12 protein-coding genes are annotated in these 13,385 nt (G+C 28.9%); 10 read left to right on the top strand and 2 right to left on the bottom strand.

Going from position 1 to position 13,385, the window contains the following annotated elements; genetic code table 11:
* Positions 1-29: 29 nt before the first annotated feature.
* From K354_RS0106250 to flgH, 10 genes are all read left to right on the top strand, one after another.
* Positions 30-1,958: a flagellar assembly protein A gene (locus tag K354_RS0106250; RefSeq protein ID WP_024954645.1), complete on the top strand. Its 1,929-nt coding sequence runs from the start codon at positions 30-32 to the stop codon at positions 1,956-1,958.
* Positions 1,959-2,516 carry a Holliday junction branch migration protein RuvA gene (ruvA, locus tag K354_RS0106245; protein ID WP_024954644.1) on the top strand — a complete coding sequence of 186 codons (558 nt, stop codon included), beginning with the start codon at positions 1,959-1,961 and terminating at the stop codon, positions 2,514-2,516.
* A 6-nt stretch (positions 2,517-2,522) separates the two neighbouring features.
* On the top strand, positions 2,523-3,557 hold the full coding sequence (locus K354_RS0106240) for a D-alanine--D-alanine ligase (protein WP_024954643.1): 1,035 nt from the start codon (positions 2,523-2,525) through the stop codon (positions 3,555-3,557).
* Positions 3,558-3,788 (top strand): type II toxin-antitoxin system Phd/YefM family antitoxin, encoded by a 231-nt coding sequence (locus K354_RS0106235; protein WP_024954642.1) that lies wholly within the window; start codon positions 3,558-3,560, stop codon positions 3,786-3,788. It begins immediately after the preceding gene.
* Positions 3,778-4,494, top strand: coding sequence for an alpha/beta fold hydrolase (locus K354_RS0106230; protein WP_024954641.1), 717 nt, complete (start codon positions 3,778-3,780; stop codon positions 4,492-4,494). The genes K354_RS0106235 and K354_RS0106230 overlap by 11 nt, the downstream gene beginning before the upstream one ends.
* Positions 4,481-4,753 (top strand): acylphosphatase, encoded by a 273-nt coding sequence (locus K354_RS0106225; RefSeq protein WP_024954640.1) that lies wholly within the window; start codon positions 4,481-4,483, stop codon positions 4,751-4,753. Before K354_RS0106230 ends, K354_RS0106225 begins: the two co-directional genes overlap by 14 nt.
* Positions 4,753-6,183, top strand: a complete 1,431-nt coding sequence (locus K354_RS0106220) for a Mur ligase family protein (RefSeq protein WP_024954639.1) — start codon at positions 4,753-4,755, stop codon at positions 6,181-6,183. The genes K354_RS0106225 and K354_RS0106220 overlap by 1 nt, the downstream gene beginning before the upstream one ends.
* 119 nt (positions 6,184-6,302) lie before the next feature.
* On the top strand, positions 6,303-8,387 hold the full coding sequence (gene pta / locus K354_RS0106215; RefSeq protein ID WP_024954638.1) for a phosphate acetyltransferase: 2,085 nt from the start codon (positions 6,303-6,305) through the stop codon (positions 8,385-8,387).
* 2 nt (positions 8,388-8,389) lie between these two features.
* Entirely contained in the window at positions 8,390-9,586 is a 1,197-nt protein-coding gene (locus tag K354_RS14035) for an acetate/propionate family kinase (protein ID WP_037940366.1), read from the top strand.
* A 75-nt stretch (positions 9,587-9,661) separates the two neighbouring features.
* A complete protein-coding gene (gene flgH, locus K354_RS0106205; RefSeq protein WP_024954637.1) occupies positions 9,662-10,372 on the top strand; it encodes a flagellar basal body L-ring protein FlgH in 711 nt (236 codons plus the stop codon).
* A gap of 24 nt (positions 10,373-10,396) precedes the next feature.
* Here the strand turns inward: flgH and K354_RS0106200 are convergent, their stop codons facing one another.
* The gene (locus tag K354_RS0106200) at positions 10,397-11,638 is read right to left on the bottom strand and encodes a type II secretion system F family protein (RefSeq protein ID WP_024954636.1); all 1,242 of its coding nucleotides are present in this window, start codon (positions 11,636-11,638) and stop codon (positions 10,397-10,399) included.
* Positions 11,635-13,383, bottom strand: coding sequence for a GspE/PulE family protein (locus tag K354_RS0106195; protein ID WP_024954635.1), 1,749 nt, complete (start codon positions 13,381-13,383; stop codon positions 11,635-11,637). The genes K354_RS0106200 and K354_RS0106195 overlap by 4 nt, the downstream gene beginning before the upstream one ends.
* Positions 13,384-13,385 lie beyond the last annotated feature (2 nt).

Below are 13,385 nucleotides of genomic sequence, written 5' to 3'. Positions count from 1 at the left end.
TAATTCTTATATATCTAAAGGTTAAAGTGATGGGTTTATTTGACAAAATAATGGGTAATAATTCTGATGAAGAAAAAAGTAAGGATAATCAAGAAGAATTTAAATCTATGATAGTAGAGAGTGAAAATATACCTAGAGAAATTAAAGGTATAGCCATCGCACATAACCTTCCACTTCGTGAACTAGATTTTAAAATTATCAAAATTAAAACATCTTATATTTTAGGAAAAGAAGAAGGTTGGATTGAAGCTGACAAAGCAAAACTTGATCAATTTAAAGATAAAGATTTTTTACTTGATAGTAACCTAAAAATCAAACAAATTTATAAGGTTGATATTTTTAAGATACAAAAAGATGAACATACTCCTGTACTTCCTGAAATAGTATTAAGTGGTAATAAATCACTTACTAAAATAATAGTGACTATAAAAAAAGATTTAGAAGTTAAATATTTTTCAAAAATAGAAAATAGAATCATAGAAGAGATAAATAAAAAGAAAATAAGAGCAGGTATCCTTATTAGTTTACATGATGAAAAAATGTATAAAGAAGTTAAAAAAGTAGTTTCAGAGATAAGAGTAAATGGTATATTAGATAAAGACAGTGTTTTTGTTGCTTGTCAAGGTATAGATATCGTACCTCCAATTAATGATAAATTTGAATTTCACTACAAAAAGAATTTAAGTAAAGAAGATGAACATGGTAGGGTTGATTACTCAAAACGAGGTTATATTTTAGCGGTATCTAAGGGTGATTGTATTATTGAGTATACTAAACCTCAATTTGGAGTTGCCGGAAGAAACTGTAAAGGTAAATACTTAGCAGTAGAAGAGCCTGAATCAGATCATGAAATGCTTATTAATCATACAGAAAGTATAATTAAAAAAGAAGATGATGAAAGAATAAAATATGTTGCAAATAAAAATGGATATGTTACAGAAGATACTCCAGGTTCATATGATATAAAAGAAGATATGGACGTAGATGAAGTAAGTTTTAAAACTACTGGATCTATTGAAACAGAGATGAGTGCAAATGTAAAAATAAATATAAAAGAAGACGATGCTTTAAAAGACGCTATTGGTCCTGGTATGAGTGTTGAGACATATGAGCTTAATATTCAAGGGAACGTGGCAAGTGGAGCAAAGTTAAAAACAGAAATATTGATAGTAGGTGGACAAACGCATCAAACGTCAATTATGGAATCTAAAAAGGCTACTATTGCTACCCATAGAGGAACTATTACTGCTGATGAAGTAGAAATTGGAAGACTTGAAGGGGGAACAATAATAGGAAATACTGTTAATATAAAACAAGCTAGTGGTGGTGAAGTGATAGGAAAAAATGTTATTATTGAAGAGTTGTCTTCAAATGTAAGTATTACGGCTTCTGATACTATTGAAATAAAAAATTTAAAAGGAAGCAATAATAAATTTTTGATTGATCCTACTATGACAAAAGAGTTTAATGAAAACATTTCTAAGATAAATGGAGAAATAAAAGATTTAACTTTAAAGTTAAAAATAATACCAAAACAACTAGAAGAGAGACAAAGAGTTGTTAGAAAAAATAAGCCAACAGTTAATTTAGTAAAAGAAAAAATTATAGAACTTAAAAATGAGGGCAAAGAAGCTCCCTCAACACTTTTAGCAAAAGTAAAAGAGTTTCAAAAAAGTGTTGTTGATTATAATGAGTTTTTGAAAAAGTATAAAGATGATAAATTGAAATTGAAAAACTTGAAAGAAGATTTAGATCAAGTACAAATGAAAGTTTTTTCAGCAAAAATTATAAATCACTCTCCATGGAAAGAATATAATGAAATAAAATTTAAACTCATTTCCCCTGATATTGAAAAAGTTTATAATACGAAAGAACATGAAATTATAAGAGAAATATCTTTAAAAGAGACAAGTGAAGGTACGTATGAAATTAATAGATCAAGTGAGTATAGTAGTTAAATGATAATAGCAATAGAAGGTAAAATAGTAAAAAAAGAACCCACTTTTTTACATGTAAAAACAAATTCAGGGTTTACTTATAAAGTCCATGTATCTCTATTTTGTTCAAGTGAAGTAGAGTTAGGTGACATATCTTTATATGTAACACAAATTATCAGAGAAGATGCAAATAATCTGTATGGTTTTAAACATAGTAGTGAGAAAAAAGTTTTTGATACTTTAGTTAAAGTAAATGGAGTAGGGCCATCAACAGCACTTGCAGTTTGTTCTACTTTATCTCCTAGTGAGTTTGCAAATGCTTTAACATCAAATAGTATTGAAGCTTTTAAAAAAGTACCAGGTATTGGACCAAAGAGTGCTAAAAGAATTTTAGTAGAACTTAGTGACTTCTCACTCGAAAGTGATGATTTGGGTAGTACGAATGGTGCAGTTAATGAAACTATAATGGCATTAGAAAGTTTAGGATTCAAAAAGGATAGAATTAAAAAAGTACTTTCTACATGTATAGGTAGTGATACAAGTTCTCTTATTAAAGAAGCATTAAAAAAATTAGGATAAATGTTTATGAAAATTGGTATATTATTTGGGGCAAGTAGTTTTGAACATGAAATAAGTGTTGTAAGTGCAATAGCGTTAAAAAAAGTCTTAACAGCAGAAATAGTTTATATATTTTGTGATTATGATAGAAATTTTTATCATATACCAACTGATAAAATAAATTCAAAAAGATTTAGTAGTGGTGAGTATAAAAAAGATAAAAAATTAGAACTTAAAAATGGTGGTTTTTTTCAAAAAACACTTATGAGTGAAAAAAAATTAGATTTTGATGTGACTTTAAATGTTATTCATGGAAAAGATGGTGAAGATGGAAAAATAGCTTCTTTGCTTGATTTTTTTGGAGTACCGTATATTGGGCCAAGAGTAGAAGCTAGTGCTATTAGTTACAACAAGCTTTTTACTAAGATGTATGCGAAAGAGTTTGGAGTCAATACTTTAGATTATAAAACTCTTGAAAAAAGTTCATCTCGTGATATTGAGTTAGAGTATCCAGTGATTATAAAACCAACAAGACTTGGAAGTTCTATTGGAATCAGTATTGTTAAAAGTCAAAAAGAGTTAGATTATGCACTTGATGTTGCTTTTGAGTTTGATACACAAGTGATTATTGAACCTTTTATAGATGGTATCAAAGAGTACAATTTAGCAGGTTGTAAAACAGATAAATATAATTTTTCTATAGTAGAAGAGCCACAAAAAGAAGAATTTTTAGATTTTGATAAAAAATATTTAGACTTTTCAAGAACCAAAAGAGTTAATGAGGCAGAACTAAGTAACGAAGTTGTAAAAAAATTACAAGAAGCTTTTATAAAACTTTATGAGCCACTTTTTGCTGGTGCTCTGATAAGATGTGATTTTTTTATTTTAAATAATGAAATATATATAAATGAAATTAATCCAGTACCAGGAAGTATGGCAAACTATCTTTTTGATGATTTTAATACATGTATATTAGATTTATCAAAATTTTTACCTACAAGTGTTAATGTAAATAAAGAGTATAAGTATATAAATTCTATTCAAGCTGCAAAAGGTAAATAAATGACTACATTTACTCAAGATGAAATAGTTTCCGCTACAGAGGTAGTACGTAATTTTAGTCAAGAGTTAAAGAGCCTAACGAGTGGAGAAAAAGAAAAACTTGTGATTGTAAAAAATAATCGTTTTGAAGCAGTTATGATTCCCTTGGAAAAGTATGAAAAAATGAGTGAAGCTGTAAAAATTTTAGAAAAAATATATGAAAAAACAAAGATAAAACCTGATGGCAATTAGAAATGTTTTATATAACAACCAAAATTATTCTATTAGTTATGAAATCTCAAATCAAGATATGTCAGAAAGTATAGTTTTTTTACATGGTTGGGGAAGTAATAAAGAAATAATGAAACAAGCTTTTGGAAATGAATTTGAGAATTATAAGCATATTTACATAGATTTACCTGGTTTTGGCAGTTCGTCTATAAATACTCCTATTACAACGCAAGATTATGCAGATATAATAGGTGTTTTTTTAGATTCTTTACATGTAAAGCCTTTAATAATAGCTGGACACTCCTATGGTGGCAAAGTTGCAGCACTTTTAAATCCAAAAAATCTAATACTTTTAAGTAGTGCTGGAATTGTTGTTCCAAAAGCATTTAAAATAAAAATGAAAATAAAAATATTTAAAATGTTTAAAAATATTGTTCCAAAATGTATGTATAAGTTGTTTGCTTCTGATGATGTAAAGGGAATGAGCCAAACAATGTATGAAATATTTAAAAGTGTTGTTGACGAAGATTATAGATCAGTTTTTGCACAAGTTACATCTAATACATTTATTTTTTGGGGAAAAGAAGATAGTGCTACACCTCTGAGTAGTGGTGTTCAGATTTCTCAAATTATAAAAGGAAGTAAGTTTTATCCACTAGAGGGTGATCATTTCTTTTTTATAAAAAATGCAAAATTTATTTCAAAGAGTATAAATGAACAGTTATAAATTTATCATTTTTGGTAAAGTTCAGGGTGTTTGGTATAGAAAATATGTTATGCAAATTGCTAAAGCACTTGGCTATGTAGGATATGTTAAAAACTTAAAAGATGGAAGTGTTGAAGTAGTTGTTAATTTAGATTTACAAAGTGAATTGGAATCTTTTATAAGTAAGTTATATGAAGGAAGTACATTTTCAAAAGTAACTGATATAGAGTGTCAAAAAATTGATTTTGTAGATTTTGAAAATTTTGAAAAGAGAGTTTAATGGAGATATTTGAATTTATATCGCATCTGTTTTTTGTTTTAGTAGTTGGATATTATGTTATTAGTGCATTACAGTGGTATAGTTATAAGTTAGAGAGAGTAGTTTTTCACTATAAAAGATATGATTGGCATCTCTTTTTCTTTATTATTCCTATTTTTGTTTATTATCTTGCACAAAACTTTTTTTGGATTTATTTATATTTAATTTTGGTGCCTACTCTGTATCTTTGGTATAGAAAGTTAGATAAAAAACTTGTTTTTACAGGTAGAGTAAAAAGATTTTTTCTTTTTCTTTTTTTAGCAACAATTTTTCAAAATTTACTCTGTTTAGCCTCATCAGTATGTATGATATTTGGTGTTATTTTACCTATTTTTGCAACTCTATTTTTAAGTATGCTATTTGAGAAACTTCTTTTTATAGGTTTTAAAAAAAGTGCAAAGAAAAATCTTGAAGACAGAAAAGATTTAACTATTATTGCTATTACTGCAAGTTTTGGAAAAACAAGTATCAAAAACTACCTTTACCAGATACTCACTCAAAAATATAATTGTTATATGACACCACGAAGTGTAAATACTCTTGGTGGTATTATGAAAGATATAAATGATGATTTACCTAGTGATGCTCAAATCTATATAGTTGAAGCAGGAGCAAGATTAAAGGGTGATATAAATGAGATAGTGGAGTTAATAAACCCACATTATGCAATAGTTGGAAAAATCGGTGAACAACATATTGAATATTTTAAAACTTTAGAAAATATTAGGAATACTAAAATGGAACTGCTAAACTCTAATAGACTTAAGCAAGCTTATGTTCATGTGAGTGCAAATATCAAAGCAGATGAAAAAACAGTAGAGTTTGGAAATGAGCTTAGTAATGTAAAATCGACTTTAGATGGATTGTATTTTGATGTAAAGCTAGATGGAAAGATTGAGAGTTTTTATACACCTTTGCTTGGTGAATTTAATGCTATGAACTTACTGGCTTGTATTTATGCTGCAAAATCACATATGAGTTTAGAGGAGATAAAAAATGCAATTGCAAATTTAAAAGGAGTTGATCATAGGCTACAAAAACTTGAAGTGGGTGGTAAACTTATTTTAGATGATAGTTTTAATGGCAACCTTGAAGGCATGGTGGCTTCTTATGATTTAGCTTCAACCTATGAGGGTAGAAAAGTTATCATTACTCCTGGTATCGTTGAGAGTACTGAATCTGCAAACGAAGAATTAGCAAAAAAGATAGATGAAGTTTTTGATGTAGTTATTTTAACTGGAAAAAGTAACCTTGAAATACTTTCAAAAAATATAACTAAAGCAGAAAAAGTAATAGTTGAAGATAAAACTACCATAGAGGATGTTTTAAAAGAGTTTACATGTAAGGGAGATTTGATACTTTTTTCAAATGATACACCAAGCTTTATGTAAGCTTATTTTGACTCAAAAGTATAAAGATTTAAATTTTGTTATATATTTTTTATACACTTGTATTATAATATTTATATATAGAAAATATCTAGGGCATTTAGAAAAGGGAGAAAAGTATAGTGGAAACAAAAAGTTTATATATTTCATCGTTAGAACCATCGGCAGGCAGTCTCATAGTTACTATGGGCTTGATGGAGCTTTTAAAAAGAAAACTTGGAAATGTAGCATTTTTCAGACCGATTATTGCAGATTCAGAAGAGAAAGACCATGATATTGATTTTGTACTAGAAAAGTATGATTTAGATATGAGGTATTCTCAATCATATGGCTATACCGTTCATGAAGTAGAAACCATGATAGCAGACAATAGGCTAAATGAACTCATAGAAAGTTTAATTGTACAATTTAAGGCATTAGAAAAAAACTATGATTTTGTTTTAATTGAAGGTTTAAATCAGGCTTCTTTTACGCAAAGTCTTGATTTTGATATAAATCTTATTATTGCAAAAAATATTGGAAGTCCTTTAGCTGTTGTTCTTAAAGGTAAAGACAAAAGTTTAAAAGAGGTAGTTGATGAAATTGCAATAGAAACAGATGTTATTAAAAATGCAGGTTGTAGTCATTTTGCAAATTTTGTAAATAGAGTAGATGAAAAAGTACTGAATGAACTCTCAAAAATTAAACAGATAATTCCTACTTATTATTTACCAGAAGTACCAGAACTTGACACTCCAACTGTTAATGAAATAATGAATAAATTAAATTGTATGTTAGTACTTGGAGAACAAAAAGATTTAAAAAGAGTTGTAAAACATAGTAAAATTGCAGCGATGAAATTAGAAAATTTTTTAGAGCATATTGAAGATGGAGATTTGATAATAGTTCCTGGTGATCGTGCAGATATTGTTGTAGGTGCTATTGCTACAGTTCAATCAAGAAATCATCCTAATATTGCATGTCTTCTTTTAACAGGAGGAATGACTCCAAGTAAGGTGATAAAAGATTTATTTACTGGATATAATGAATTTCCAATGCCTATTTTAAGTGTCAATGAAGACACTTATCAAACAGCTGTTAGAGTAAGTGATGTTCCTGCGACAATTAATGTAAATAGTGAAAGAAAAATAGCACTTGCTATGGGGCTTTTTTCAAAAAATGTTGATGTAAAAAATATAGAAGAAAAAATTACTTCTGTATCGTCTTCTACAATAACTCCAATGATGTTCGAATATGGACTGTTTGAGAGAGCTCGCTCAAACAGAAAAAAGATTGTTTTACCAGAAAGTAATGATGAAAGGATTTTAAGAGCAACGGAAATACTTTTAAGAAGAAATGTAGTAGACATAGTTTTACTTGGTGATAAAGATGAAATTGAACATAAAGTGGCATCTTTAGGTTTAGATCTTAGTAACGTAGAAATAATTAATCCACAAAAATCAGAATTGACAAATATATTTATTAACGAATTTTATGAGTTAAGACGTAAAAAAGGATTGACACTAGAAGCAGCAAAAGATGCAATGACGCATGTATCTTATTTTGGAACGATGATGGTTCATATGGGTTATGCTGATGGTATGGTTTCAGGTGCTATTCATACAACAGGCGACACAATTAGACCAGCACTTCAAATAATAAAAACAAAACCTGGTATATCTACTGTTTCAAGTCTGTTTTTTATGTGTTTAGATACAAAAGTACTTGTTTATGGAGATTGTGCAGTAAACCAAGATCCTAATGCAAATGAATTAGCACAAATTGCTATATCTTCTGCAGATACAGCAAAAATGTTTGGAATTGATCCAAAAGTTGCAATGCTCTCTTATTCAACAGGAAGTTCTGGACATGGAGAAGATGTAGAAAAAGTAAGAGAAGCTACAAAAGTAGTAATTGAAAAACGTCCAGATATTCTTATTGAAGGACCAATTCAATATGATGCGGCAATTGATGAAAAAGTTGGAAAAAAGAAATTGCCTAATTCTGAAATAGCTGGTAAAGCAAATATTTTTATTTTTCCTGATTTAAATACAGGTAATAATACATATAAAGCAGTGCAAAGAAGTTCAAATGCAGTTGCAATAGGACCAGTATTGCAAGGATTAAATAAACCAGTAAATGATTTAAGTCGAGGTTGTCTTGTAGCTGATATTATAAATACAGTTGCAATTACTGTTATTCAAGCACAAGAAAATAATAAGGGATAAAAATGAAGATTTTAGTATTAAATTCTGGAAGTTCTTCTATAAAATTTCAACTTTTTAAAATGGAAGAAAATAAATCTATTGCTAGTGGTGTAATAGAACAAATTGGAGAATTAGACTCTTCTATTAAAATAAAATTTATTGATCTAAATGGTGAAGTATCAGAGCTTAAAAGAAAATCTGAAATAAAGAATCATTTAGAAGCACTCGAAATTATGAATTCTCTTTTAATCGAGTCTAAAACAATTACAGATTTAAATGAATTAGATGGTATAGGACATAGAGTTGTTCATGGTGGAACTTTCTCAAAACCTGAAATAATAGACGAAAATGTAGAACACGAAATTGAAAGAATTATACCTTTAGCACCTCTTCATAATAAAGCACATTTAGATGGTATAAGAGTGATAAAAAAATTATGTCCAAATGTAAAACAAGTGGCAGTATTTGATACAGCATTTCATTCTACAATGCCTGAATATGCTTACATGTATGCACTCCCTTATGAAGCTTATGAAAAAGATGGTGTAAGAAAGTATGGTTTTCATGGAACTTCGCATCAATTTGTATCAAAAGAGGCTGCAAAGTATTTAGGGCAAGATATTAACACTTTTAATGCTATTACTTTACATTTGGGAAATGGTGCTAGTATGGCTGCAATTAAAAATGGTAAATGTATTGATACTTCTATGGGATTAACTCCACTTGAAGGCTTGGTTATGGGTACAAGAAGTGGGGATCTAGATCCTGCAATTTTATTTTATTTGGCAAGAAAAAATAATTTGAGTATTGAAGACTTAGATATTATGCTCAATAAAAAAAGTGGATTAAAAGGCATATGTGGATCCAATGATATGCGTGAAGTTGAAAAAATGGCTGAAGAAGGTGATGAAAAAGCACAGCTAGCACTTGATATGTTTGCATATCGGATAAAAAAATATATAGGTTCTTATAGCGCTATTATTGGTAAACTTGATTGTATTATTTTTACTGGAGGTATTGGTGAAAATGATATTGATACAAGACTAAGATGTTGTGCTGATTTGGAAAATTTAGGTATTAATTTAGATTTTCAAAAAAACAACTATAAAGCAACTGAAATATTAAATATAGGAAAGAAAGATAGCAATGTAAAAATTCTTGTTATTCCTACAAATGAAGAATTAGAAATTGCGATTCAAACTAAAAAACTATTGAAATAGATAAAAAATATTTACCTAATTTTTAGGAACCTTATTTGCTTAAGAATAGTTAATATAAATTATAATGGAGAGTAGATGAGATTACCTTTTTCTGTCGTTCTAGTAAGTATTTTATTTGTAGGATGTTCAACACATCCTACTGATCCTACAATTGAGATGAAACCACCTGTATACGTACAGCAAATTCCACCTAAAACAAAACAACAAATTGCCATCAATCCAGGAAGTATTTTTGGACAAGGAGATAATCCTCTTTTTTCTGATTTAAAAGCAATGCATCCAAATGACATTGTAACTGTTGTTATAAGCGAATCGATAGTGCAAAGCTCAGATGGTTCGAAAAGTATTTCAGAAGAAAATAAAGATAGTTTAGGTGCTGGATTAATGACAAATAATGGTGGCAGTGGAACTCTTAATAAAATTACAGATACTTTTAACAAGTATGGGAATATAGGTTTTGAAGCAGGTTCAACAAATACATATACTGGAACAGGAAGCAATACTAGAAATGAATCTTTCACAACAACTATATCAGCAAGAATTATAAAAATATTGGGAAATGGTAATTACTTTATAGAGGGAAGTCGTGAACTTCTTGTCAATGGTGAAAAACAAATAGTTCAAATAAGTGGTGTAATAAGACCTTATGATATTGATCAAAAAAATACAATAGATTCAAAATATATTGCAGATGCAAAAATACTTTATAAAACAGAAGGTGAAATAGATAGGGCAACACAAAAACCATGGGGTTCTAAATTGGTAGAATCGTTATGGCCATTTTAAAGTGTCGGTAATAACCGACACTTATTAGTTTTTAACAGCTTGTGCCATATCCCACATTGGCATAAAGATACCAAGAGCCATTAAAAGAACCATTCCAGCAATAAATGCAAGTAAAATAGGTTCAATATAACTAGCAATGTTGTCAATAATATCATTAAATTTAGATTTAAAATAATCTGTTACTTTTTCAAGCATTTTATCTAGTGTACCACTTTGCTCACCAGCATGAATCATTTGGATAAGCATACCTTCAAAAAGGTTAGTATCTCGAAATGCTTCAGTTAAAGATATACCTCGACTAACAGACGTTTTAACAGCTGCTAATTGTTTTTTTAAATAAGTATTTTCAAGTGTTAAAAGTGCAGTGTCTAGTGCATCTGATATAGGAATACCAGCACGAATCAGTTCAGTAAAAACTAGGGTAAACCTACTTAATGTTGCATAAAATGTAATATTGCCAATAAGATAAACTTTTAGTATATATTGGTCGTATTTGTCTTTAAATTCTTCATTATTTTTTAAAAGGTACTTAAAAGTAACAATAGTAACAATAAGAGCTAATAGTAAAAGATGACCATAATTATTTACAGCATGTTCCATAACAAGTAAGATTTTTGTAGGAAGAGGAAGATCGGCTTTTAATTTTGCAAAAATATCTTTAAATTTAGGTACAACGTAAACCATTAAAATAGTAAAAGCAATACCAATAGCAATAATTACTGTAATAGGATAACGAAGTGCTTTTTTAAATTTTTGACGGTTTTCTTCTATTTCTTCTAATATTTCTGATAATTTTTCAAGAGATTCAGCCATATTACCAGTACTTTCCCCAAGTTCTACCATAGCAATAGTAACATCGCCTAATTCATATCTAAAAGTCATCATTGCTTCAGTTAGACTAAGTCCAGAGTTTAAATCATCATCAATTTTTTGAAATATATTTTTTAAAGTTTTATCAACTGTCGCACTTGATACTTCTTTAATACTATCATGAATAGATATACCAGCATCAGTCATAACACTTAATTGTCTTATAGCTGCGATAAGATCTTTCATTTTAATAGTTTTTTTTGTAATAGCTGCTAATATATTTTCCTTTAAGTCTTGTAATTGATCCTCAACAGGGGCAGAAGTTTCTTTAATATTAATAATAATACCAGAGGCCTTAGATTTTGCCATACTAATAGCATCATTTTTATTTGGGGCTTTAATAACTTTGATAACTTTTTTCCCTTTAAAGAGAGAATGTATTTCATAATATTTCATGATTTTGCAACCCTTATAATTTCATCTAAGGTTGTTATACCTTTTGCTGCTCGTATAACACCATCTTGGAACATATCGGTAAAGCCTTCACTTATAGCTTGGTCATGTATCTCTTTTTTACCTTGTCCTTGAGCAATCATACTTGAAATTTTTTCACTAACGGGAAGAATTTCTGATAGCATTTCTCTACCTTTGTATCCAGTTTGTGAACATTTTTCACAGCCATTATGTTTATAGAATTGATAATTTTCAGGAACATATTTTTTGATATCATCAAAGGTACTTCTAGGAAGTGTAGTTTTTGTTTTACAATGTGGACAAAGTTTTCTTACTAGTCTCTGGGCTTCAATAGCAACAAGTGAGCCACTTAGTAAATAAGGTTCAATCCCCATATCCATTACTCTTGTAATTGCACTTACTGAATCATTGGTATGTAAAGTTGAAAATACTAAGTGCCCAGTAAGTGCTGCTTGTACAGCGATTCTAAGTGTTTCTTGATCCCTAACCTCACCAATCATAATAATATCTGGATCTTGTCTAAGGATAGATTTTAGAGCACTTGCAAAAGTTAAACCAGCTTTTTGATTTACTTGGACTTGTTGCGTTAAGTTTAATTGATACTCCACAGGATCTTCTACTGTAATAATTTTTGTTTGTATACTTTTAATTGCATTTAACGCAGCATAAAGTGTTGTTGTTTTACCACTTCCTGTTGGGCCTGTTACAAATATAATACCATAAGGAGCACGCATAGCTTTACTAAATTTACTATAGTTATCTGGACGCATTCCTAATTCTTCTATTTTAATCATTACTTTAGATTTATCGAGTATACGAATAACAATAGATTCCCCATTTAAAATAGGAAGTGTTGATATTCTAAAATCAAATTCTTTACCTAAAATCGTTGCAGAAAAACGACCATCTTGAGGTTTTCTTTTTTCCGCAATATCCATATTAGATAATAGTTTCATTCTTGAAGCGAGAGGAGGGTATATATCTTTATCAAAGATAAATGTTTCGTTTAACATACCATCAATTCTACCTCTAACGATACAGTTGTTTTCAGTAGGTTCAATGTGAATATCACTAGCACCTGAAAGAATAGTTGATTTTAAAATCATTTCAATAAGTTTCAAGATACCTGAAGATTCTTGTGGATTTTCTGCCGCACTTGAAGTAATTTCTTTTCTTATTTCTAAAATAAGCCCTTTAATACTCTCACTCATTTCAACTTTATTGATATATTTTTCAATTTGAGTAGGCTCTGAAATAACATATTTTACAAGTTTTCTTGGAAATATACGTTGAACACCTTCTTGAGCATTCATATCCATTGGATCTCTTAGGGCAATAAAAACGTTAATTTCATCTTCTTTAATAGGCAGAGCATTAAATTTTTTGAGTTGAGCAAAAGGTAGTTTTGTAGACATTCTATAATCTATATCTATAGAATCTAAATCTATATATTCAAGTTTAAGATTTTTTGCAAGTGATTGAAGAAAAAATTCAATATCTATTGCAAAATTACTATTGACTTCTTCTAAAGTTAAATAGCCTTTTTTGTAAAATTCAATTACTAAAATTAGCATATCTTCTTTAGCAAAGAAGTTGTTTTTTATAAGAATATCACCTAATATATCATTAGAATTTTCTAGTTGTTGAGAAATTTGGCTTGCACTATTTTCATCAACAATTCTATTGTGTATAAGATACTTTAAAAGATTATTTGTTACATCACTCATTT

The sequence above is a fragment of the Sulfurospirillum arcachonense DSM 9755 genome, assembly GCF_000597725.1.
Classification (GTDB): domain Bacteria; phylum Campylobacterota; class Campylobacteria; order Campylobacterales; family Sulfurospirillaceae; genus Sulfurospirillum_A; species Sulfurospirillum_A arcachonense.
The sequence above is the reverse complement of the archived record's forward strand: the minus strand, read 5'-3'. Positions and strand labels throughout refer to the sequence as shown.

What these genes read in the sequence shown, in the direction of transcription:
- K354_RS0106235 (WP_024954642.1), top strand. Translation starts at nt 3,558, where the DNA reads ATGACTACATTTACTCAAGATGAAATAGTTTCCGCTACAGAGGTAGTA.
- K354_RS0106230 (WP_024954641.1), top strand. Translation starts at nt 3,778, where the DNA reads ATGGCAATTAGAAATGTTTTATATAACAACCAAAATTATTCTATTAGT.
- K354_RS0106220 (WP_024954639.1), top strand. Translation starts at nt 4,753, where the DNA reads ATGGAGATATTTGAATTTATATCGCATCTGTTTTTTGTTTTAGTAGTT.
- K354_RS0106240 (WP_024954643.1), top strand. Translation starts at nt 2,523, where the DNA reads ATGAAAATTGGTATATTATTTGGGGCAAGTAGTTTTGAACATGAAATA.
- K354_RS0106225 (WP_024954640.1), top strand. Translation starts at nt 4,481, where the DNA reads ATGAACAGTTATAAATTTATCATTTTTGGTAAAGTTCAGGGTGTTTGG.
- K354_RS0106250 (WP_024954645.1), top strand. Translation starts at nt 30, where the DNA reads ATGGGTTTATTTGACAAAATAATGGGTAATAATTCTGATGAAGAAAAA.
- K354_RS0106195 (WP_024954635.1), bottom strand. Translation starts at nt 13,383, where the DNA reads ATGAGTGATGTAACAAATAATCTTTTAAAGTATCTTATACACAATAGA.
- K354_RS0106200 (WP_024954636.1), bottom strand. Translation starts at nt 11,638, where the DNA reads ATGAAATATTATGAAATACATTCTCTCTTTAAAGGGAAAAAAGTTATC.
- ruvA (WP_024954644.1), top strand. Translation starts at nt 1,959, where the DNA reads ATGATAATAGCAATAGAAGGTAAAATAGTAAAAAAAGAACCCACTTTT.
- flgH (WP_024954637.1), top strand. Translation starts at nt 9,662, where the DNA reads ATGAGATTACCTTTTTCTGTCGTTCTAGTAAGTATTTTATTTGTAGGA.
- K354_RS14035 (WP_037940366.1), top strand. Translation starts at nt 8,390, where the DNA reads ATGAAGATTTTAGTATTAAATTCTGGAAGTTCTTCTATAAAATTTCAA.